Genomic DNA, 21,481 nt, shown 5'->3' with positions numbered 1-21,481 from the left:
CGGCCGGTTCCCCACCGGGAACCGGCCGTCAACCGGGCAGGAAGGCGATCAGTGCGACGACGCCAGGTCCAGGTCCTTGACCTTGGGGTCGCCCTCGTCGGCGAAGTAGTCCTCGCGAGAGGTCGCGTCCGGTCCGTCGGCCACCTTCATCGCCCGGAACACCAGCGTGCCGAGCGCCGCCACGATCAGGTTCACGGCCAGCGCCAGGAAGCCCGCGTAGATCGTCATCTTGGTGTCGATCCCGAGGTTGGACAGGCCGAACGCCGACCCGCCGAAGTGGGCCTTGCCGTTGGCCGGGTTCGGGATCATGTACAGCATCCAGATGCCCGCGCTCATCCCGGCGATCCAGCCGGCGATCAGGCCGCCCTTGTGGAACCAGCGGGTGTAGAGGCCCAGCCCCACGGACGGCAGCGTCTGCAGGATGATCACGCCGCCGATGAGCTGCAGGTCGATGGAGAACTGCGGGTCGAGCAGCAGGATGCAGAGCACCGCGCCCACCTTGACCACCAGGGACACCAGCTTGGAGACCTTGGCCTCCTGCGCGTCCGTGGCGTCCTTGCGCAGGTATTCGCGGTAGATGTTGCGGGTGAACAGGTTCGCCGCCGCGATCGACATGATGGCCGCCGGGACGAGCGCGCCGATGCCGATGGCCGCGTAGGCGACGCCCGCGAACCAGTCGGGGAACATCTGGTCGAACAGCGCCGGGATGATCGTGTTGTTGTCCACCTTGCCGTTCGCGCCCACGACGCCCTTGGTGCCCGCCGCGATCGCCATGAAGCCGAGCAGCGCGATCAGGCCGAGCAGGAAGCTGTAGGCGGGCAGCGCCGCCATGTTCCGCTTGATGACGCCGCGGTTCTTGGAGGCCAGCACGCCGGTGAGGCTGTGCGGGTAGAGGAAGAGCGCCAGCGCCGAGCCGAAGGCCAGCGTGATGTACTGGAGCTGGTTGTTGGCGTTGAGGGTGATCCCGTCGCCGGGCGCCGGGCTCGCGTCGAACTTGGCCTTGGCCGCGTCGAAGATCGACCCCCAGCCGCCCAGCTTGGCCGGGATGTAGATGACCGCCGCCAGGATCACGATGTAGATCAGCGTGTCCTTGACGAAGGCGATCAGCGCCGGCGCCCGCAGCCCCGACTGGTAGGTGTAGGCCGCCAGGATGGCGAAGGCGATGATGATCGGCAGGTGCCCGGTGATGCCCATCGTCTTCAGTACGGCCTCGATGCCGACCAGCTGCAGCGCGATGTACGGCATGGTGGCCGCCAGGCCGGTGATCGCGATGATCAGCGCCAGCGTCGGCGATCCGAAGCGGGCCCGGACGAAGTCGGCCGGGGTGACAAAGCCGTGCACGTGCGAGACCGACCACATCCGGGCCAGCACCAGGAACACCAGCGGGTAGACCACCACCGTGTACGGCAGGGCGTAGAAGCCCAGCGCCCCGGCCCCGAACACCAGCGCGGGCACGGCCACGAAGGTGTAGGCCGTGTAGAGGTCGCCGCCGACCAGGAACCAGGTGATCCAGGAGCCGAAGTTCCGGCCGCCCAGCCCCCACTCGTGCAGGCTCTCGATGTTCTCGGGCCGCCGCCATTTGGCCGCCACGAACCCCATGACGCTCACCGCGAGGAACAGCACCGCGAAGACGACCAGCTCGGTCACGTTGGCGTTCACTTGGTCATCCTGTACACGATCGTGGTGCAGCCGACGCCGACGATGATGAAGGCGATCTGCAGCCAGTAGAACAGCGGGAAGCCGAACAGCCGGGGCTCGTCGGCGTTGAACAGGAAGGTCAGCAGCGGCAGCACGATGGGCAGCACCAGCAGCCAGTTCCAAGGGCTGCGGTCACTACGTGCCCGCCCGGGTTCCCCGGTTGTCATCGACCCCTCCGAAGCATGGATCAGGAGCCGGTCTACGCTCTGAACCGGCTCCTGACATCTCGTCAATGGGAGGACATTAGCTTTTCCAGGGGATTAATCCCAATGTCGGCTGGGTTACGGTTTGGCCTAAATGTCAGCTGAATGCTGAGACTCACGTCGAACCGGCAAGGTCGAGGTCCTTGATGCGCGGGTCTCCCTCGTCGGCCGTGTAGTGCTCGGGCGCGGTGCCGTCGGGGCCGTCCGCGACCTTGAGCGCCCGGAACAGCAGCGTGCCGAGCGCCGCCACGATGAGGTTCACGGCCAGCGCCAGGAAGCCCGCGTAGATCGTCATCTTGGTGTCGAGGCCCAGCTTGGCCAGCGCGAACGCCGAACCGCCGAAGTGCTCGTGCTTGGTGGCCGGGTTGGCGACGTTGTAGAGCATGAGGACGCCGGCGCCCATCCCGGCGACCCAGCCCGCGATCAGCCCGCCCTTGTGGAACCAGCGGGTGAACAGGCCGATGGCGACCGACGGCAGCGTCTGCAGGATGATCACGCCACCGATGAGCTGCAGGTCGATGGAGAACTGCGGGTCGATGAGCAGGATGAACAGCACCGCGCCGACCTTCACCACCAGCGAGGTGACCTTGCTGACCCCGGCCTCCTGGGCGTCGGTCGGATCGCGGTTGATGTACTCGCGGTAGATGTTGCGGGTGAACAGGTTCGCCGCCGCGATCGACATGATGGCCGCCGGGACGAGCGCGCCGATGCCGACGGCCGCGAACGCGACCCCCGCGAACCAGTCGGGGAACATCTGGTCGAACAGCTGTGGCACGACGGTGTTGACGTCGGTGCCGATCGGCTTGATCTTCGCCGAGATCGCCATGTACCCGAGCAGCGCGATGAGCGCCAGCAGCAGGCTGTAGGCGGGCAGCGCCGACATGTTCCGCTTGATCACGTCGCGGTTGCGCGAGGCCAGCACGCCGGTGACGCTGTGCGGGTAGAGGAACAGCGCCAGCGCCGAGCCCAGCGCCAGCGTGACGTACTGGAGCTGGTTGTTGGCGTTGAGCAGGGTCCCGTCGCCGGGCGCCGGGGTCGCGGCGAACTTGGCCGTGGCGTCGCCGAAGATCTGGCTCCAGCCGCCCAGCCGGGCCGGGATGTAGATGATCGCGACGAGGATGACCAGGTAGATGAGGATGTCCTTGACGAAGGCGATGAGCGCGGGCGCCCGCAGCCCCGACTGGTAGGTGTAGGCCGCCAGGATCACGAACGCGATGATCAGCGGCAGGTCGGTGAGGAACCCGCTGCCGGACACGCCCATCGTCTTCAGCACGGCCTCGATGCCGATCAGCTGCAGCGCGATGTACGGCATGGTCGCCACGATCCCGGTGATGGCCACCAGCAGCGCCAGCGTCGGCGAGCCGAACCGTACCCGCACGAAGTCGGCCGGTGTGACCAGGCTGTGCACGTGCGACACCGACCACAGCCGCACCATGATGAGGAACACGATCGGGTAGGTGATCACCGTGTACGGCACCGCGAAGAATCCCGCGGCGCCCGCCCCGAACAGCAGTGCGGGCACGGCCACGAAGGTGTAGGCGGTGTAGAGGTCACCGCCGATGAGGAACCAGGTGATCCACGCCCCGAAGCTGCGCCCGCCCAGCCCCCACTCGTTGAGACTGGCCAGGTCGGTGGGCCGGCGCCATCGGGCGGCGAAGAAGCCCATGCCGCTGACCACCAGGAACAGGACGGTGAAGACGATGATCTCGGTCAGGTGCTCGCTCACCGCTGCCTCCGGCGCTTGGTCATCTGGTAGACCAGCGTGGTGGTGATCACGCCGAGGGCGATGAAGGCGATCTGCAGCCAGTAGAACAGCGGGAAGCCCAGCAGCCGGGGCTCGTCGGAGTTGTACAGGAACGTCAGCAGGGGGATGGCGATGGGGAGGAGCAGCAGCCAGTTCCAGGGGCTGCGGTCACTCTTGTCATCGGGCAAGGCGGTCTCCTAGGGGAGATGCGGCTCTTGCCCTCGCAGACTAGTGAGGTGATTATTTCGCTCAGGTCACCGATCGACGAGTGGTCGGCTCCCCGCGACGAACGGTCGGTTCGCGATGAGGTCCGCTCGCTCAGACGGTCCGCTCGGCGGCGGTCCTCGGCTCGTGCCGTACGTCACCGGGCTGCCCGACCGGCCGGGTCCAGGCGGCGAACTCGACCAGCACCCCGTCGGGATCCTTGAAATAGATGGACCGGACGAACACGCCCTCGTGCATCTGCGGCGCCACACCGAACTCGCTGTCGTCGTGGTTGAGCAGCACGCCGACGTCGATGCCCTTGGCCAGCAGCCGTTCGCGGTATTCCGCGATCCGCTCGGGCGGCACGTCGAAGGCGATGTGGTTCATCGACCCGACGGCCGACAGCAGCTCGCCCCGGTCGGGCAGGTGGCGCGGCGCCGACACGCCGGGCACGCCCTCGGGCGCGTCGGGGAACCAGAAGAAGGCCAGCGCGTTGCCGCCGCCGCAGTCGAAGAAGAAGTGCTGCCCCCAGCCCATCGGCAGCTCGATCGTCTTGATCAGCGGCATGCCGAGCACGCCGGAGTAGAAGTCCACCGTCTGCTTCATGTCCGAGCAGACCAGGGCGACGTGGTTGACCCCGCGTAACTCGAATTCGCTGTTCATAGTAACTCCCTACTTATCACAGGGGTCCCGCGAAAAACATGACAAGAGATGTCCTCTTTCCGGGCGAGCATGGACCCCGTGATTGCTTTGGTGGCGGGCGCGACCCGTGGAACAGGACGAGGAATAGCGGTTCAGCTGGGCGCGGCCGGTGCGACCGTCTACTGCACCGGCAGATCGACGCGGGAAGGCCGCTCGGAGCTGAACCGGCCCGAGACCATCGAGGAGACGGCCGAGCTGGTCACGCGGGCGGGCGGCACCGGCATCGCGGTGCGCGTGGACCATTTGGACCCGGCACAGGTCAAGGCGCTGGCCGAGCGGATCCAGCGCGAGCAGGGACGGCTTGATGTGCTGGTCAACGACGTGTGGGGCGGCGAGTCGCTGTACGAGTGGGACACGCCGGTGTGGAAGCACGATCTGGACAACGGGCTGCGCCTGCTCAGGCTGGCGATCGACACCCACCTCATCACCAGCCACCACCTGCTGCCACTGCTGATCCGCCACCCGGGCGGGCTGGTGGTCGAGGTGACCGACGGCACCACGGGCTACAACGACACCCACTACCGGGTCTCGCCGTACTACGACCTGGCCAAGGTGTCGGTGAACCGGCTGGCCTTCAGCCAGGCGCACGACCTGGAGCCGTACGGCGGCACGGCGGTGGCGCTCACGCCGGGGTTCCTGCGCTCGGAGGCCATGCTGGAGCTGTTCGGCGTCACCGAGGAGACCTGGCGCGAGGCGGCGCCCGACCCCTCGTGGGCGGTGTCGGAGACCCCGGCCTACGTGGGCCGCGCGGTCGCCGCCCTGGCCACCGACCCGGACAAGCGGCGCTGGTCGGGCCGGTCGGTCTCCAGCGGCGAGCTGGCCCAGGTGTACGGGTTCACGGACGTGGACGGCAGCAGGCCGGATGTGTGGCGCTTCATGGTCGAGGTCCAGGAGGCCGGCAAGGAGGCCGATCCGGAGGACTACCGGTAGAGGTCGCCGGCCGGGCTACCGGTAGAGCCGGCAAGGAGGGCTACCGGTAGAGCTGGCAAGGAGGGTTACCGGTAGAGGGTCGCCAGCCGGGCCGCCGCCTCGGCGACCAGCGCGCGCAGTTCCGGCGGCTCGAGCACCTCCGCCTCCGGGCCGAAGCGCAGCACCTGGCCGTAGGCCACCCGCACCGACTCCACCCCGAGCCGGACCGTGCCGTCGGGCTGGAGCGAGGCCAGCGCGTCGGGCAGGGCGGCCGGGTCGGCGATGTGGCGCAGCAGGCGCACGCCCGCCTCGCTCAGCCGCAGCGTGATCGTCTCGCGCAGCAGCGAGCGGGTGAACGCCCCCGACTGCCCCGCCCAGAAGGCCGCCAGATCGAAGCCCGGATCGCGCTCGAAGACCCGGGCGAGCACGTCGATCTCCCCGAACCGGTCCACCCGGTAGATCAGGAACCGCTCGCCGCTCCTGGCCGCCAGGTACCAGGCGCCGGCCTTGAGCACGAGCCCGTACGGCTCCACCGTCCGCTTAGCGCCCTTGTAGACGGCCGTCACCGCGAGATCCCGCCAGACGGCCCTGGCCAGCGGCGCGAGCGCGGCCGGTGGCGGGGAGTCGCCGGCGAACCAGCCGGGCGCGTCCAGATGGAAGCGCTGCGCGGCCGTCGCGGGCGCGTCACGCACGCCGGGTGACAGCGCCGCGGCGGCCTTCAGCCGGGCCGTCGCGGCCACCTCCTCCAGCCCCATCTCGCGCAGCGCCGCGGGCACCCCCGACAGGAACAGCGCCTCCGCCTCGGCCCGGTCGAGCCCGGTCAGCCGGGTACGGTAGCCGTCCAGCAGCCGGTAGCCGCCGCCGCGCCCCCGGTCGGCGTAGACCGGCACCCCCGACTCCGACAGCGCGAGCACGTCGCGGTGGATGGTCCGCTCGGACACCTCCAGCTCCCCGGCCAGCTCCGCGGCCGTCATCCCGCCGCGCCCCTGCAGCAGCAGGAGCAGCGACATCAACCGCGCGGCGCGCACAGCGGCAGGATCATGGCCGACGGATACTCGGGGGAGTGGAACACCTCGACGTCGGCGGGCACCATCTCCCCGCCCAGCCCGAGCGACCGGCCGGTGCCCGGATTGCGGGCGATCGTCGGGTAGGCCCCGGCGGCGACGTGCACCCGGATCCGGTGGTCGCGGGCGAACCGGTGCCCGATCGGCCACAGATCCACCAGCACCCGCCGGATGTCATCGGACGCCGAGTCGGGACCCAGCCGCCGCACACCCTCGCACACGTTGAGCGAACGGCCGTCCGGATGCACGTCGCAGACCCGCACGACCACGTCCACGTACGGCGTGCTCGTCCTGACGAACAGCTCGGCGCCGACCGGCCCGATCAGCTCCATGTCCGACTCCAGCGCGGCGGAGCTGTAGACGAGCACGTCGCGCCGCGCCTCCAGCCGCCGCTGATCCCTCGGCCGGGAGTCGGCCAGCAGCACCGGGCCGCCGAGCACCGGCGTCGGATGGTCCGGGTGGTAGCGGAAGCGATCGGGCTCGTCCTGGCCCGGAAGTTCGGTGCCGAGCCCGAAGCCGTGCCGCAGGTGCCAGCGCTCCGGCCGCATCCCGGGCACCGGCCAGTCGGGATAGTCGCGCCACTCCTCGGCCCCCGTCACGTACAGCCGCACCGGATCGGGGCGCAGCCCGGACGGATCGTCCAGCAGGTGCGCGCGGAACCAGGCCAGCGCGTCGGCGATGGCGGGCCGCCCGTGCCGGCGGTCCACGTGGTACCAGGGCCCGATCGTCAGGTACGGCCGCCGTCCGGCCGCCCGCATCGCCTGGTAGTCCTTGAGCTGCCACGGCAGGAACACGTCGTACCAGCCGCCCAGCATGGTGACGGCCGCCTCCACCTCGCCGACCTTCGGGGAGAAGTCACGCTTGTCCCAGTACGGCACCGCGGGGTCGGCATGGTGCTCCAGGAGGTTCTGGAAGAAGGGCAGCGGACGCCCGGCCGACACCTGGTCCAGCTCGGCCACCGGCCGCCCGGACAGGACCGCCCGGCGGGTGAGCCGGGGTGCCGTCAGCATCGCCGTACCACCGAACGGGCGGGACATGGCGTCGGTCAGCGTGGTCCAGCTCAGCGCGGATTCCAGCGCGAACGCCCCGCCCACGTAGGCGGCGTCCCTGAACTGCGAGGCGGTGATCTGCGTGGCCATGGCCTTCAGCTCCGGCCCGGCCTCGGCCGCGATGGCCCACTGCGCGTAGCCGAGATAGGAGGGGCCGAACATCGCGAACGACCCGCCGTACCAGGGTTGCGCGCGCATCCAGGCGACGGTGGCCAGGCCGTCGTCGTGCTCGTCGCCGAGTGGGTCCAGCGTCCCGCCCGAGCCGAAACCGCCCCGGCAGCTCTGGATCACCACCTGGAAGCCACGCCTGGCGAAGCCCCGGCCGCACATCCAGCCGAACAGGCCGCGCCGGCCGTAGGGGGAACGGATGAGGATCACCGGCGCCCGCTCCCCCCTGACCGGTGCGTAATGGTCGGCCAGGAGGGTCACGCCGTCGGGCATCGGAATGGGAAGGTCACGCCGGACCCGCACACGTCGCATTACCTACCAGTAACAGATGCCGCCCGGGGTCCGGTAGACCGGGGGCACCCCAACGGCCGGGCGGTCAGTCGAAGTGCTGGTAGCGGGGCCAGGCGACGCTCCACGGCTGCTTGAGTCCCCGGCACAGGAAGATGCCCATGCCCTGCAGTTCGTTGTCGATGCCGAGGCCGTTGTCGACGCGGTCCTTCTGCTCGCAGCTGTTGTACTGGAAGTCCATGCCGCGCGGGCCGATGTTCACCATGACCGCGACGGTGGCGCTCTCGGGCGGCGGGCCGTACTCGTGGAGCTGGTTCTGGCCGCTGTAGACGCGCGGGATCCCGGCGCGCACGAGCGCGCCGTGCTCGCCGTAGCTGCCGGTCATGACGATGGCCCGCGCCTGGTCCTGCGGCGGCAGCGAGCGCAGCACGTTCTGAACCTTGGCCGCGAACTGCGGCCAGCCGATGGACTCGCGCACGACCTCGTCGATCGCCGGCACCGGAGTGGCGGCCAGGCCGGCGGCCGGGATGAGCGGCAGCGCGATCACGGCCGACACCAGGCCGTTCACCACGAGGGACCCGGCGGCCAGCCGTACCTTGCCCAGACCCGCCGCCTCCGCGCTCACGCAGCCCGCCGCGAACAGCAGCAGGATCAGGCCGGCCGTGTAGTCGAAGCGCCCGCCGCTGATCAGCGTCGCCACGGCCGCGGCGGGGTAGGCGACGGCCAGCGCCCGCACCCGCCGCTCGCGCCACAGGCGCACCCAGCCGAACGCGCCGATCACGGTCACGACCGGCCCGAACAGCGTGAGCTGCATGGGCACGAACAGCGCCCGCATCTCGCCGCCCCGGTCCCCGCTCAGCGCCGCCGCCATCTTGAGCTGCGGCCAGTCGTGCGTGGCCTGATAGAGCAGGTTCGGTACGGCCAGCGCCGCCGCGATCAGCGCGCCACCCCACAGCCAGGGACTGGCCAGGACCCGGCGCGGCCCCACGGCCACCAGCCCGACCGCGAGTCCCAGCACCAGCATGACGATCAGGTGCTTGTTGTAGGTCGCCAGCCCGACGATCACGCCGACGGCCAGCCACCACCGTGGCTGCTCTCGCATCAGCGCCTTGGTCATGAACAGGATGGCCGCCGCCCAGAAGGGCAGGTCGAAGCTGAGCGTCAGCAGCGTGTGCCCGGCGATGAAGGTGTAGGCGCCGGTCGCCGTGCCGAGCGCGGCCAGGATCTGCGCGACGCCACGGCCGCCCAGCTCGCGCGTGATGAGCGTGACGAGCACCACGAGGATCGCCGCGGCCAGCGCGGGCAGCACCCTGATCCCGAAGAGCGTGTCGCCGAACACGGCGATCGACAGCTTGGCCGCCATCGGCGCGAACGCGGGCTGATCGACGTACCCCCAGGCGGGGTGCTCGGACAGCACGCGGAAGTACATCTCATCGCGGTGATATCCGTAGCTGCCACTGAGCAGCAGCAGCACCGCGAACAACAAGATCGAGATCAACGTGACCGAGCGCCACGCTAGTAACGGGGGGCGTTCCATGATTGCTAAAGTTAGCCGTTCGTCAGAACTCCCGTCAGGAGTTGCGCACCCCTATTTGCCGGGCGTTTCGCCCATCTGGGGGCGACCCGGCGCGGGCGCGTTGCGTGATCATCGCGCGCCGGTTACGCTTGCCACATGCGAATCTCGTTGCAGCTTCAGTGGTGGCGCCGCTAGTAGGCGGCGCGTGATTCGCATTCCTCAACGGACGGCCGCCCCGGAAGGCGGCCTTTCTCGTGTCCGCCCCCGGGGCATCAGTGTCGGTGTTCGATCATCGGTTTTCGACAAGGGGCAGCAGTGGAGACGAGCGGATATACCACCGCCGGGGGCATCGGCGTCGAGCGCGAGGTACGCCAGGTGCCTGAGGAAGCGCTGGAAGAGATCGTGACGGCGCTCGGAGAGAGACGCGGCGGCGCCTTCTCCTCCGGGATGGACTACCCGGGCCGCTACAGCCGATGGGCGTTCGGCTACGTCGACCCGTGCCTGGAACTGGTCGCCAGGGGCCGCCACATCTCCGCCAGGGCGCTCAACGCCCGCGGCAGGGTGGTGCTGCCCGCGGTGGTCTCCTGCCTGCTGGCCGCCGGCAAGCCCGTCGAGGAGCCGACCGCCGACCACGTCGAGGTCTACGTGCCCGAGTCGGGCGACCTGCTCACCGAGGAGATGCGCAGCCGCCGGCCCACCGTGTTCACCGCGATCCGCGAGGTCATCGCCGCCTTCCGGGGCGACGACCCGCACCTGGGCCTCTACGGCTCCTTCGGCTACGACCTGGCCTTCCAGTTCGAGCCGATCAGGCAGGAGCTCGTCCGCCCCGACGACCAGCGTGACCTGGTGCTGCACCTGCCCGACAGGCTCGTGGTGATCGACCGCCAGCGCGAGACCAGCGTCGAATACCGCTACGAGTTCACCGTCGACGGCGCCACCACCCGCGGCCTGGAGCGCACCGGCGACTCCGTGCCCCTCACCGAGCCCGCCGAGGTGCCCGCCGACCCGAAGCGGGGCGACTACGCCAAGGTCGTGGCCGCCGCCAAGGAGAAGTTCAAGCGCGGCGACCTGTTCGAGGTCGTGCCCGGCCAGGTCTTCCACGCCCCCTGCGCCGACCCGTCGAGCTTCTTCCGCGGCCTGCGGCACAGCAACCCGGCCCCCTACGAGTTCATCATCAGCCTCGGCGAGGGCGAGCACCTCGTCGGCGCCTCGCCCGAGATGTTCGTCCGGGTGAGCGGCGACCGCGTCGAGACCTGTCCCATCTCCGGCACGATCGCCCGTGGCAGCAACCCGATCGAGGACGCCGAGGCCATCCGCACCCTCCTGACCAGTGTCAAGGAGGAGTCGGAGCTGACCATGTGCACCGACGTCGACCGCAACGACAAGTCGCGCATCTGCGTGCCCGGCTCCGTCCGGGTCATCGGCCGCCGCCAGATCGAGCTCTACTCCCGGCTGATCCACACCGTCGACCACATCGAGGGCCGGCTGCGCCCCGAGTTCGACGCCCTCGACGCCTTCCTGACCCACATGTGGGCCGTCACGGTCACCGGCGCGCCCAAGACCTGGGCCATGCAGTTCATCGAGGACCACGAGGCCACCACCCGCAGGTGGTACGGCGGCGCCATCGGCTTCATCGGCTTCGACGGCTCCATGAACACCGGCCTGACCCTGCGCACCGCCCAGATCAAGAACGGCCTGGCGACCGTCAGGGCCGGCGCCACGCTGCTGTTCGACTCCGACCCCGAGGCCGAGGAGCGCGAGACCGAGCTCAAGGCCAGCGCCCTGCTCGGCGCCCTGGCCGCGGTCAACCAGCCGCACGCCAAGCCGGTCGTCCCGGTCCGCGAGCAGCCGGGTCAGGGCATGAAGGTGCTGCTCGTCGACCACGAGGACTCCTTCGTCAACACCCTGGCCGACTACTTCCGCCAGGAGGGCGCCGACGTCGTCACGCTGCGCCACGGCTTCCCCTCGGCCATGCTCGACGACATCGCGCCCGACCTCGTCGTCCTGTCGCCGGGCCCCGGCTGGCCCTCCGACTTCGGCATGTCGGCGCTCATCGACGAGATCTACGCCCGCGACCTGCCGGTCTTCGGTGTCTGTCTCGGTCTGCAGGCGATGGTCGAGCACGCGGGCGGCTCGCTGGAACTGCTCGACTACCCCGAGCACGGCAAGCGCGGCCAGGTCACCCGGCTGGGCGGCGGCGACGCGCTGCTCGACGGGCTGCCCGAGGAGTTCGTGGCGGCCCGCTACCACTCCCTGCACGCCAAGCGGGCCGGCGTGGTCGGCTTCACCCCGACCGCGCTGACGCCCGACGGCAACGTCATGGCCATCGAGGACACCGAGCGGCGCCGCTTCGCCGTGCAGTTCCATCCGGAGTCCATCCTCACCGCCGAGGGCGGCGCGGGCGCGCGCGTCATCGCCAACGTGCTCCGCCTCGCCCGCCGGTGAGGTCTGGGCCCGGGGGCTCTTTCACACGTGAGGATCTAGCGCGTCTTTCGGGTAGGTAAAACGGCCGCGGGAGCGTGCGGAGGCCACCTAGAGTCTCCGCATGCTCCCCGTAGATCTTCCCGATACGGTGCGTGACGCCCTCCTCGCCCCGCTCGTCGACCACCACTGTCACGGGGTGCGCCGCGACGACCTGTCCAGAGCCCAGTTCGAGCTGCTGATCAACGAGGGCGGCTGCCCCGCGCCGCCGGGCACCACCCACTTCGACGCGCCGATCGGCGCGGCCATCCGCCGCTGGTGCGCGCCCGTGCTCGGCCTGGAGCCGCACGCGCCCCCCGCCGTCTACCTGGCGCGCCGGGCCGATCTCGGCGCCGACGAGGTCAACCGGCGGCTGCTGCGGGCCGCCGGAATTGGGGCACTCCTGGTCGACACCGGCATGGAGAGCGCCGAGCTGCTGACCGCCGCCGAGCTGGCCCGCCACGGCGACGCGAGCGCGAACGAGGTCGTCGGCATCGAGCAGATCGAGCACGACGTCGTGGAGATGGCCGAGACGGCCCTCGACTACATGGACAGCCTGGCCGAGGAGCTCACCGCCAGGGCCGCCAGAGCCGTGGGCATGGCGACGGTCATCGGTCACCGGTGCGGCCTCGACTTCGACCCGTCGAGGCCGAGCAGGGGCTCGGTCATCGCGGCGGCCAACCGCCGGCTGTCCGACCCCAAGGAGCCGCTGACCGACCCGATCCTGCTGCGCCACCTGCTGTGGACCGCGGTCGACGTGGCCAGGGACCGCGGTCTGCCCCTGCAGTTCCACGCCGGATTCGGTGATCTGTCCTACTCCCGCCTGCACCGCACCGACCCGGCGCGGATGACCACGTTCGTCAGGGCGCTGCAGCCGGCCGGCGTGCCGGTGGTCCTGCTGCACGGCTACCCCTTCCAACGTCAGGCCGCCTACCTGGCCGGCGTCTTCCCGCACGTCTACGTCGACATCGGCCTCGCCCTGGCGCACAGCGCCGCCGGGTCCGCGCGGATCATGGACGAGATGCTGGAGCTGGCGCCGTTCCACAAGCAGCTCTTCGGCTCCGGCTGCCACGGCGTGGCCGAGACCGGCCATCTGGGCGCCCTCTACTTCCGCCGGGCCCTGGCCGCCGCGCTGAAGTCGCGGCTCGACGCGGGGGAGTGGAGCGCCGCCGACGCGGCCAGGGTGGCCCACATGATCGGCTCCGGCAATGCCCGCCGGGTCTACCGGCTTTGAACTGTGTGGGCCGGGCCCTCTCTCCCACGGTCGTCCGCCATGCAGGCGCCGAGCTTGGCTCCGACGCTCTGCATGGCGTCGGCCAGCGCGGCGACCTGCTCGGGCGACAGGTGGTCGAACAGCACCTCGCGCAGGGCCCGCGCGTGCTCGGGCGCGATCGCGGTGATGACGGCCCGTCCCTCGGGGGTGATCTCGGCGACGCTGGCCCGGCCGTCGTTCTCGTCGGGCCGCAGCCGTACGTAGCCGCGCTCGACCAGCTTGCTCACCCGGTGGCTCAGGCGGCTGATCGAGACGTTGCCCAGGGTGGCCAGGTCGCTCAGCCGCAACGGCCCGGCGGCAAGCGTGTTGAGCAGGCCGTATTCGATGTGGACCAGCCCGTACGCCCGGAACGTGCGCTCCACCCGTGGAATGCCGACGAGCATCACCGCGAGCAGGCCCTGCCACGCTCGCTGCTCGTCATGGGCGAGCCCTTCGACCAACAGACCCCCAGCGTCAGAATCGGCCGACCGCGACGATGACCGTCAGCGCCAGCAGTACCAGGTTAACCGCGAAGCTCTCCTTGCGCCGCCGATGCACCTGGGCGGCGACGATCATGGTGATGCCGAGGCCGGCCGCCGCCAGGGGTGTGAGGATCGGGGCGATGCCGGTGGCCCAGGGCAGCACCAGGCCGAGCGCGCCGAGGAACTCCACCGCGCCGATACCCCTGACCTGCGCCTGGCTGAAATCATCCACCCATCCCATGCGCGGCTGGAGCTTCTCCTTGGGCTGGGTGAACTTCATGAACCCTCCCATGAGGAAGGCGGCGGCGAGCAGGGCCTGGAGGACCCAGAGGACGACGTTCATAAGTTGTCCCTTCAAGTATCGAGGGTGCTGACTGTAGGGCGAAAAACTTGAAGGGACAAGTGTCCGGCCCGGCCCCGCGCCGAGTCGCGCGCGGGTCCGCGACCTGGTTTGCTGGGGGCCATCACATCGCCTAACCCGAGCGGGGGCTCGCCCATGCGCACCGTCGAACCCGAGGTGTTCCTCGTCGCCCGTCCAGACCTCGACTACGACGAGCTCGCCCGCTATCTGGGCGAGGTCGGCGGCGAGAGCTGGCTGGAGCGGCTCGACCGGGGCGACCTCGACGCACAGAACCTGGCCGAGTTCGCCGGGCGCCTGTGCTACCGCTCCTTCGAGCCCGGACTCAACCCCAACGTCGTGCGCATCCGCGAGGACCAGGGCGACTACCTGCGCAACATCCTGGCCAGCGCTCACGGCTCGGTGCTGGAGCACCTCAACTTCAGCTTCGTGCTGCACAACGTCAGCCGCGTGCTCACCCACGAGCTCGTCAGGCACCGCCCCGGGGTGGCCATCTCGCAGGAGTCGCTGCGCTTCGTCCGCCTCGACGAGCTGCCGTTCTGGTTCCCCGAGTGGGCCCAGACCGACCCCGAGCTGATGAAGCGGGCCACGGCCATGCTGGAGCAGATGGAGCAGTTCCAGGTCTGGATGGCCGATCACTTCGGGCTCGACGAGGAGGGCGTGCCGTTCTCGGAGAAGAAGCACCGCACCTCGTTCATGCGCCGCTTCGCCCCGGAGGGGCTGGCCACCGGCCTGGTCTGGACGGCCAACGTACGCACGCTGCGGCACACGATCGAGGCGCGCACGGCCGCGGGGGCCGAGGAGGAGATCCGCCTGCTGTTCCAGCACATCGGCGCGCTCATGGTCAAGGAGGCGCCCGCCCTGTTCGGTGACTACGTCATCGAGGACGGGGCCTGGGTCCCGGGCTGGCGCAAGGTGTGATTCGCATGGGTGCGGGTGGTCAGGCCAGGGCCGGCATGACGTAGACCTCGGCACCCGGTGGCAGCGCGCAGTCGAGGCTGCCGAGGCCGCGGGCGTTCTCGCCGCACACGATCATGTTGATGTGCCGGCGGATGCGCCCGTAGTCGTCGCGCAGCCGCTCCTCCAGCAGCGGATGCGTACGCCGCAGCATGTCGAGCGCGGAGCCGAGCGTCGGCGGGGTGTGCTGGTCGGCGGCGACGGCGAAGACCTTCACCTCGCTGTCGCCGCTCACCCAGCGGCGCAGCGAGTTGGGCAGGACGAAGACCACCATCATCACGTTCTTGGCCATGGGTTACAGCACCGCCGCGCGCACGCTGAGCACGTCGGGCAGGTGCCGGACGACCGTCGACCAGGTGCCGCCGTCGTCCCGCGAGCAGTAGACCTCGCCGTCGCGGGTGCCGAAGAACACCCCCGCCTCGGAGGCGGTCATCGCGTCACGCAGCACGCTCGCGTGCACCGGCCCCTCGGGCAGCCCGCGCTCCATCGGCTGCCAGGTGCCGCCCGCGTCCTGGCTGCGGAAGACCCGGTAGCGGTGACCGACCGGGGTGCGGTCGATGTCGGCGGTCAGCGGCAGTACGTAGATCGTGTCGGGCCGGGTGGGATGCACCACGATCGGGAAGCCGAAGTCGGACGGCAGCGACGCGCCGATGTCGTGCCAGGAGCCGCCGAAGTCGTCGCTGCGGTAGACCCCGAAGTGGTGCTGCAGGAAGAGCCGCTCGGGCCGGGATGGGTGCATGCCGACCTTGTGCACGCATTGCCCGTACTCGGGATATTGCTGCCCCTCCGGCATGAACGGCGCGCGGATCCCCTGGTTGGCGGCCTCCCACGACAGGCCGCCGTCGGTGGTGCGATAGAAGCCGCCCGTCGACACCGCGACGCCCATGACCTTCGGGTCGGTGGGATGGCTGACGACCGTGTGCAGGCACAGGCCGCCGCCGCCCGGTTGCCAGTGCTGCCGGTGCGGGTGCTCCCACAGCCCTTCGGCCAGCTCGTAGGTGACGCCGCGGTCCTCCGAGCGGAACAGCGCGCCCGGCTCCACCCCGGCCCAGACCACCTCGGGCTCGGCCGGCGACGGCATGAGCTGCCACACCCTGGTCAGGGTCGCGCCCGTCTTCTCGGGGAAGGCGATGGGGGGACGCTCGGCCTCCTGCCAGCTCTCGCCTAGGTCGTCGGAGTACATCACCGAGGGGCCGAAGTGGCCGTACTCGATGCCCGCCAGGATCCGCGGCGCGGCGGCGCGCGTGTCGATCGCCACCGAGGTCACGCCGACCGTGGAGAACTGGATCGGCGCCACCTCGAACGGGCCGCCGTCCGTCGAGCGGGCGAGGAACAGGCCCTTGCGGGTGCCGATCGCGAGCACTGCGTCGCTCATAACAAGCTCCCATCGCTCCCGTGTTCGCTTCCCGGCCATCGTGCCACGCCGTGACCAGGAGCGCCGAGGACTGGGCGATTTGCTGCGCGATTACGTACGAGGTAATCGCCGTGCTTCCCTCTTGTCGGTAGCGTTGCCGTATGGGGTCGGTCAATGGCGCGTTCGCGGTGGGAGATGAATCGTTCGGGGAGCTGCTGCGGTCCTGGCGGCAGCGGCGGCGGGTGAGCCAGCTCGACCTGGCGATCGAGGCCGAGGTGTCGGCTCGCCACGTCAGCTTCCTGGAGACCGGGCGCGCCCGGCCGAGCCGGGAGATGGTGATGAAGCTGTCGGAGGAGCTGGAGGTGCCGCTGCGCCACCGCAACAGGCTGCTGGTCGCGGCCGGGTTCGCACCGGTCTTCCCCGAACGTGAGGTACGCGCCCCCGAGATGCAGGTCGTCCGGCAGGCGCTCGACAAGATCCTCGCCGGGCACGAGCCCTACCCCGCGCTGGTCGTGGACGCCGCCTGGAACCTGGTGGCGGCCAACTCGGCGGCCGCCCTGTTCATGGACGGAGTGCCCGCTGAGCTGCTCAAGGAGCCCGTCAACGTGATGCGGCTGTCGCTGCACCCCGACGCGATGGGCGGCCGGTTGGTCAACCTGGCGGAGGTACGCGCCCACCTGCTGCACCAGCTGCGCAGGCAGGCGGAGGCGTCGGGCTCCGGGCAGCTGGCCGAGCTGCACGACGAACTCGCCGCCTACACCTACCCCGGCGTGGACCTGAACGTGGCGCACGTGCCGGGCCCGGCTGACATCCTGGTGCCGCTGCGGATCAGGCACGGCACGCGGATCCTGTCGATGTTCACCACGATCGCCACGTTCGGCACGCCCTTGGACGTGACGGTCGCCGAGCTCGCCATCGAGACTTTCTGGCCCAACGACGAGGAGACGGCCGCCGCCTTCCAGCGGCCCGCCGCCCCCTAGCGCTCTCCCTGGACGATGTCGCGGTGGATGCGGGACAGGGGTACGCCGTCGATCCGCAGGCGCCGGACCGTCTCGCTGACCATGCCGGACGGCCCGCACACGTACACCTCATGCTCGGCCCACGAGTGGAAGCGCTGGGTGACCTCCGGCAGCCGGCCGCGCATCCCCTCGTAGCCGGCCTGGCCGGAGACCACCGGCAGCACCCGCAGCCAGGGGAAGGACGACTCCATCCGGATGAGGTCCGGCAGGTCGTACAGCTCCGCCGCTGTCCGCGCGCCGACCAGGAGATGGATGTTGGGGCGGCGGCCCGAGGCGATGATCTGCTCGATGATCGCCTTGATCGGTGCCAGGCCGGTGCCGCCCGCCACGCACAGCACGTCGCGCGAGCTGCGCTCGCACAGCGTCATCGTGCCCATCGGCGGCCCCAGCATGATCGTGTCGCCGATGCGGGTGTCCCTGGCCAGGGTGGTGGACACCCAGCCGCAGGGGACCGAGCGCACGTGCAGCGTGATCGTGTTGTCCGGGCGCGGCGCGTTGGCGATGGAGAAGGTGCGCCAGACGCGCGGCCACCGCGAGACCTGCACGTTGACGTACTGGCCCGCCGTGTACGGCAGGCGCTGCGACGGCCGCAGCGTCAGGACGGCGATGTCCGGGGCGCGCAGCTCGTGGTCGATGACCTCGGCCAGCCACCACGCGGGCGAGACGCCGGAGTCGGACTCGGCCGACTCGATCATGAGGTTGGCGGCGGCGGTGTAGGCGGCCGCCCAGGCGGCCTCGATCTCCTCGTTCCAGATGTCGGCGGCGAACCGCTTGATGGTCGCGAGCAGGGCGTTGCCGACCGCGGTGTAGTGCTCCGCGATCACGCCGTACTTGCGGTGGTCCCGCCCGAGCTGGCCGAGGTAGGACGCCAGACTGGCCGGGCTGTCCAGGCTCCACACGATGCGGGTCAGAGCGCCGAAGAGCCGGTCGCGCTGCAGGTCCATGGCCGGCGGGAACATGCCCCGCAGTTGCGGACTCTCGGCGAACAACCGGCCGTAGAAGTAGGCGGCGGCCTTGTCGGCCACCGGCTCCACGACGGAGAAACTCTCCTTTACCAGGCGCGGATTCAACGACATGAAATTAACCCCACCCTTTGACCGGAATATTCTTCCGGTCGTGTCGTTACACCTCCCTGACGGCTCCGGGTAATGAGCGGCGGCGGGCCCCGGCACGACTGCTCGCTCGAATTCGAGTCTTACACCACCTCCTGAGCGTCACAACCGTTTCGCCCCGATACAGTGCGGAGCAAAACTGTCCGTGACGATAACGTGATTTTCCGCGTTCAAGGCGGGGAAGATTTCGGTCATCAAAGTGAAAGTGTGTCTTATTCGCATATGTGACTGAAGTGATCGGGCGGAGGGGGAGTCGTCGGCGGCACGGCTCCCGGGCCGGAAGTCAGGCGGGCCGTACGTTCTCCGCGAAGTGGCCGGGCTTATTGCCGGGCGTCTCGAAAACGAAGACGATGTAGGTCTCGTAGAAATCCGGGCCCCGTCCGGCCACGCGTCCGGCGCCCATCCGCCGGCTCTCCCTCCATACCAGTTGGGTGAAGTGACCGCAGTCGGCGACGTTTTCAGGGTCGGCGAAGTCGTAGCCCTTGATTTCCTCGTACCATTCGGCAACCGCTTTCGCCGCGTCGAGCGGCCGTTGTTTCGAGCCGGCGCCCCAGAAAAGGTTCTCCCCGGTGCCTTCCCGTAACCCCTGGTGCCCGGCCTCCGTGTCCGGGTATTCCGATCGCGACGCGGCGCGGGACCTGGCGTACTCGACCAGCTCCTGGTCCAGGACCAGCGGCGGAGCGTGGTGCTCGGCGCGCAGGGCATTGGTCTCGGCCAGTGCCTCGGCGAGGAAGGCGGCGCTCGTGGCGTCCGGCAGAGGGGGTCGGTAGCGGGCCATCGTCAGCACCTCGTTTGCGAGGGGTCGTACGCGAATACGTCATTGTTCGCAGGCACGATGAGTTTCCTTCCTGTGGTCCGGCGGTGTCCTCTGGATTGTGGGCGACGGGTTTTGCCTGGACAAGGGCCATGGGGGCCCAGATATTATGACGGTGACATTTCGGGTGGTCCTTATCGGGCCCTTCCTGGCTGGATATGAAGACGCGATTCATTGACAGGATCAGCCGGGAATTGTCAGACGCGCCGCCGCCCCCAAGACCGGACATATCCCGACAAAGCGGGATAAAATGCACCTTTGGTATATATCTGACAGGCGGCGGGGAATGGATTGACTCATTTAGTAGAGTCGGAATAATCGGATCTTGGCGGACGCGTCGCCACTGGGAGTGACGCAGAGGCAACGGACTGGAAGGGGAGATGCCGCTTGCTTCGGCAGAGGGGGTCTCCGTAGCCGCCTCCCGCTTGAGACCAGCGCATACTCCAGCCCGTTCGCGAAGGTGACCATGGCTCGTTCCCAACCCCCACAGCCCCAAGCTCCGGCACGTCGGACGCCGTCACCTCAGACGCCCGCTCCTCAGCGGCCCGCTCCTCAGACGCCGGCGCCGAAGGCGGCCCCGTCACCTCAGGCGCAGTGGCTCTGGCCGGCGGCGCTGGCCCTGCCGGTGGTCGCCGCGTGCTGCGCCTTCGCCGCCCTGCTCCTCGACAGCCGCAGCGGCGTCGTCTGGGCGTGCGTCGCCGCCGCGGCGCTCTCGCTCCTCGCCCTGGCCGCCGTGGCGGCGCTGCGTCAGGCGCACCAGGAGGCCCTGCGGACGATGAGCCGCCGCGAGAGCGCCATGCACCAGCGCGAGGCCGAGTTCCAGCACCACCTCCAGCAACGCAACACCCAGTGGAGCAAGCACGTCGCGGCCCGGTCCAAGGCCCTGCAGGAGGCGGTCAGGCACCTGGTGGACGCGCGGATCCCGGCCGTTATCGCCCAGGACACGGTGCCCCCGCCGTACCAGAGCCAGGGGCTCGACGAGGACGCGGCCGAGCTGCTGGAAGAGGTGCTCGACGCGGTCGGCGAGGCCGCCGGGCAGGACCGCGAGCGGCAGGAGTCGCTGCGGCTGGCCCTGCTGGCGCTGGCCCGGCGCGTACAGACCTCCGCCCACCGCATCCAGGAGAACGTCTCGGTGATGGCCGAGCGCCACCCCGGCAACCCGGACGTGCTGGAGACCAGCATGCAGGTCGACCACGCCGCCGCCCAGCAGGGCCGCCACGCGCAGAGCCTCGCCGTGCTGTGCGGCGAGTGGCCGGGACAGCAGTGGCCCAATCCGCTCGCGCTGGTCGACGTGGTGCGGGCCGCCTCCTCCAGGATCGTCGCCTACAAGCGGGTGGAGGTGTCGGGCGACCCGGACACCGCCGTCGCGGCCCACGTGGTCGAGCCGCTCATCCACCTGGTGGCCGAGCTGCTCGCCAACGCCACCCAGTCCTCGCCGCCGGCGACCACGGTGCTCGTGGCGGTGCGCAACGTGCAGCGCGGCGCCGTCATCGAGATCGACGACGGCGGCGTCGGCATGGACGACCACCATCTGGAGCAGGCGCGCGAGATCGTCTCCGGGCGCCGCTCCGTCGACGTGGGCGAGGTGGGGGAGATCCCGCAGACCGGACTCGCGGTCATCGGGCACTACGTACGCCGCCACGGGTTCCTGGCCGACCTGATGCCCTCGCCGTACGGAGGGGTGCGCGCGGTCGTCCTGGTGCCCGGCCCGCTCGTGGAGACGCTGGAGCCGGTCGAGGCGCCGCCGCGAGCCCGGCCCGCGCGCCACGAGGGCCGGCCGATCGAGCCCGCCCAGGACCACCCCACGCTGGACGAGCCCGTGCCGGACGAGCCCGTGCCGGCCCCGCCCGGTCCCCTGGGCGAGCAGGTCGCCGGGGCGGGCGGCACGACGGAGGACTCGGCGGGCGGCGGCGCGCTGCCGCGCAGGCGCTCACGGCGCGGTGAGGCGGGCTCCGACACCGAGCGGCTCGCCGCGGCGGGACCGGCCGCCGACCCGCCCGCCACCCCGGAGCAGGCGGGCGAGTGGATGGCCGCCTTCTTCGACCACGACCCCGACGCAGGGGCACACGACGGCCGATGACGAACGTCGGACGGATGACGAACGACGGCCGATGACGAACGTCGGACG

At 70.1% G+C, this 21,481-nt stretch carries 20 protein-coding genes; 6 read left to right on the top strand and 14 right to left on the bottom strand.

Annotation, left to right across the window (positions count from 1 at the left end; all coding sequences use genetic code 11):
- Window positions 1-48: 48 nt before the first annotated feature.
- The 5 genes from mctP (AB0H88_RS17015) to AB0H88_RS16995 form a co-directional block, all read right to left on the bottom strand.
- A complete protein-coding gene (gene mctP, locus AB0H88_RS17015) occupies window positions 49-1,659 on the bottom strand; it encodes a monocarboxylate uptake permease MctP (RefSeq protein ID WP_357645302.1) in 1,611 nt (536 codons plus the stop codon).
- Window positions 1,656-1,865 (bottom strand): DUF3311 domain-containing protein, encoded by a 210-nt coding sequence (locus AB0H88_RS17010; protein WP_357645301.1) that lies wholly within the window; start codon window positions 1,863-1,865, stop codon window positions 1,656-1,658. The genes mctP (AB0H88_RS17015) and AB0H88_RS17010 overlap by 4 nt, the downstream gene beginning before the upstream one ends.
- Before the next feature lie 151 nt (window positions 1,866-2,016).
- Entirely contained in the window at window positions 2,017-3,627 is a 1,611-nt protein-coding gene (gene mctP / locus AB0H88_RS17005) for a monocarboxylate uptake permease MctP (protein ID WP_357645300.1), read from the bottom strand.
- Entirely contained in the window at window positions 3,624-3,833 is a 210-nt protein-coding gene (locus AB0H88_RS17000) for a DUF3311 domain-containing protein (protein WP_357645299.1), read from the bottom strand. The genes mctP (AB0H88_RS17005) and AB0H88_RS17000 overlap by 4 nt, the downstream gene beginning before the upstream one ends.
- A gap of 130 nt (window positions 3,834-3,963) precedes the next feature.
- Window positions 3,964-4,512 carry a VOC family protein gene (locus AB0H88_RS16995; protein ID WP_357645298.1) on the bottom strand — a complete coding sequence of 183 codons (549 nt, stop codon included), beginning with the start codon at window positions 4,510-4,512 and terminating at the stop codon, window positions 3,964-3,966.
- Between the two features lie 69 nt (window positions 4,513-4,581).
- On the opposite strand from AB0H88_RS16995, the gene AB0H88_RS16990 reads away from it, so the two are divergent.
- A complete protein-coding gene (locus AB0H88_RS16990; RefSeq protein WP_357645297.1) occupies window positions 4,582-5,481 on the top strand; it encodes an SDR family oxidoreductase in 900 nt (299 codons plus the stop codon).
- 65 nt (window positions 5,482-5,546) lie between these two features.
- Here AB0H88_RS16990 and AB0H88_RS16985 read toward each other — a convergent pair whose 3' ends face one another.
- The 3 genes from AB0H88_RS16985 to AB0H88_RS16975 all read right to left on the bottom strand — a co-directional run bounded on the left by AB0H88_RS16985 (window position 5,547) and on the right by AB0H88_RS16975 (window position 9,566).
- Window positions 5,547-6,488 carry a WYL domain-containing protein gene (locus AB0H88_RS16985; protein ID WP_357645295.1) on the bottom strand — a complete coding sequence of 314 codons (942 nt, stop codon included), beginning with the start codon at window positions 6,486-6,488 and terminating at the stop codon, window positions 5,547-5,549.
- Window positions 6,470-8,014 (bottom strand): CocE/NonD family hydrolase, encoded by a 1,545-nt coding sequence (locus AB0H88_RS16980; protein WP_357645293.1) that lies wholly within the window; start codon window positions 8,012-8,014, stop codon window positions 6,470-6,472. Before AB0H88_RS16980 ends, AB0H88_RS16985 begins: the two co-directional genes overlap by 19 nt.
- Before the next feature lie 103 nt (window positions 8,015-8,117).
- Entirely contained in the window at window positions 8,118-9,566 is a 1,449-nt protein-coding gene (locus AB0H88_RS16975; protein WP_357645291.1) for a glycosyltransferase family 39 protein, read from the bottom strand.
- A 294-nt stretch (window positions 9,567-9,860) separates the two neighbouring features.
- On the opposite strand from AB0H88_RS16975, the gene AB0H88_RS16970 reads away from it, so the two are divergent.
- Both AB0H88_RS16970 and AB0H88_RS16965 read left to right on the top strand, forming a co-directional pair.
- Complete coding sequence (locus AB0H88_RS16970) at window positions 9,861-11,990, top strand: anthranilate synthase component I (RefSeq protein WP_357645289.1); 2,130 nt, start codon at window positions 9,861-9,863, stop codon at window positions 11,988-11,990.
- A gap of 100 nt (window positions 11,991-12,090) precedes the next feature.
- Window positions 12,091-13,239: an amidohydrolase family protein gene (locus AB0H88_RS16965; protein ID WP_357645287.1), complete on the top strand. Its 1,149-nt coding sequence runs from the start codon at window positions 12,091-12,093 to the stop codon at window positions 13,237-13,239.
- Here the strand turns inward: AB0H88_RS16965 and AB0H88_RS16960 are convergent.
- Window positions 13,227-13,718 (bottom strand): MarR family transcriptional regulator, encoded by a 492-nt coding sequence (locus AB0H88_RS16960; protein ID WP_357645285.1) that lies wholly within the window; start codon window positions 13,716-13,718, stop codon window positions 13,227-13,229. The genes AB0H88_RS16965 and AB0H88_RS16960 overlap by 13 nt on opposite strands.
- A 13-nt stretch (window positions 13,719-13,731) precedes the next feature.
- On the bottom strand, window positions 13,732-14,082 hold the full coding sequence (locus tag AB0H88_RS16955; RefSeq protein WP_357645283.1) for a DoxX family protein: 351 nt from the start codon (window positions 14,080-14,082) through the stop codon (window positions 13,732-13,734).
- A 153-nt stretch (window positions 14,083-14,235) separates the two neighbouring features.
- Here AB0H88_RS16955 and thyX point away from each other — a divergent pair, with 153 nt between their 5' ends.
- On the top strand, window positions 14,236-15,018 hold the full coding sequence (gene thyX / locus AB0H88_RS16950; protein WP_357645281.1) for an FAD-dependent thymidylate synthase: 783 nt from the start codon (window positions 14,236-14,238) through the stop codon (window positions 15,016-15,018).
- A gap of 19 nt (window positions 15,019-15,037) precedes the next feature.
- Here the strand turns inward: thyX and AB0H88_RS16945 are convergent, their stop codons facing one another.
- Together AB0H88_RS16945 and AB0H88_RS16940 are read right to left on the bottom strand one after the other, a co-directional pair.
- Window positions 15,038-15,346: a hypothetical protein gene (locus tag AB0H88_RS16945; protein WP_225292858.1), complete on the bottom strand. Its 309-nt coding sequence runs from the start codon at window positions 15,344-15,346 to the stop codon at window positions 15,038-15,040.
- Window positions 15,347-15,349: 3 nt separating this feature from the next.
- Window positions 15,350-16,429: an exo-alpha-sialidase gene (locus AB0H88_RS16940; protein ID WP_357645279.1), complete on the bottom strand. Its 1,080-nt coding sequence runs from the start codon at window positions 16,427-16,429 to the stop codon at window positions 15,350-15,352.
- A gap of 140 nt (window positions 16,430-16,569) precedes the next feature.
- On the opposite strand from AB0H88_RS16940, the gene AB0H88_RS16935 reads away from it, so the two are divergent.
- Window positions 16,570-17,388, top strand: coding sequence for a helix-turn-helix transcriptional regulator (locus AB0H88_RS16935; RefSeq protein ID WP_357645277.1), 819 nt, complete (start codon window positions 16,570-16,572; stop codon window positions 17,386-17,388).
- Here AB0H88_RS16935 and AB0H88_RS16930 read toward each other — a convergent pair.
- Together AB0H88_RS16930 and AB0H88_RS16925 are read right to left on the bottom strand one after the other, a co-directional pair.
- Entirely contained in the window at window positions 17,385-18,503 is a 1,119-nt protein-coding gene (locus AB0H88_RS16930; RefSeq protein WP_357645275.1) for a globin domain-containing protein, read from the bottom strand. The genes AB0H88_RS16935 and AB0H88_RS16930 overlap by 4 nt on opposite strands.
- A gap of 319 nt (window positions 18,504-18,822) precedes the next feature.
- A complete protein-coding gene (locus AB0H88_RS16925) occupies window positions 18,823-19,317 on the bottom strand; it encodes a CAP domain-containing protein (RefSeq protein WP_357645273.1) in 495 nt (164 codons plus the stop codon).
- Between the two features lie 502 nt (window positions 19,318-19,819).
- Between AB0H88_RS16925 and AB0H88_RS16920 the strand changes: the two genes are divergently transcribed.
- Window positions 19,820-21,433: an ATP-binding protein gene (locus AB0H88_RS16920; RefSeq protein ID WP_357645271.1), complete on the top strand. Its 1,614-nt coding sequence runs from the start codon at window positions 19,820-19,822 to the stop codon at window positions 21,431-21,433.
- The last annotated feature ends 48 nt before the right edge of the window (window positions 21,434-21,481 follow it).

The sequence above is a fragment of the Nonomuraea sp. NPDC050680 genome (genome assembly GCF_040654555.1).
GTDB lineage: Bacteria > Actinomycetota > Actinomycetes > Streptosporangiales > Streptosporangiaceae > Nonomuraea.
This window is presented reverse-complemented; position numbering and strand designations above follow the sequence as displayed.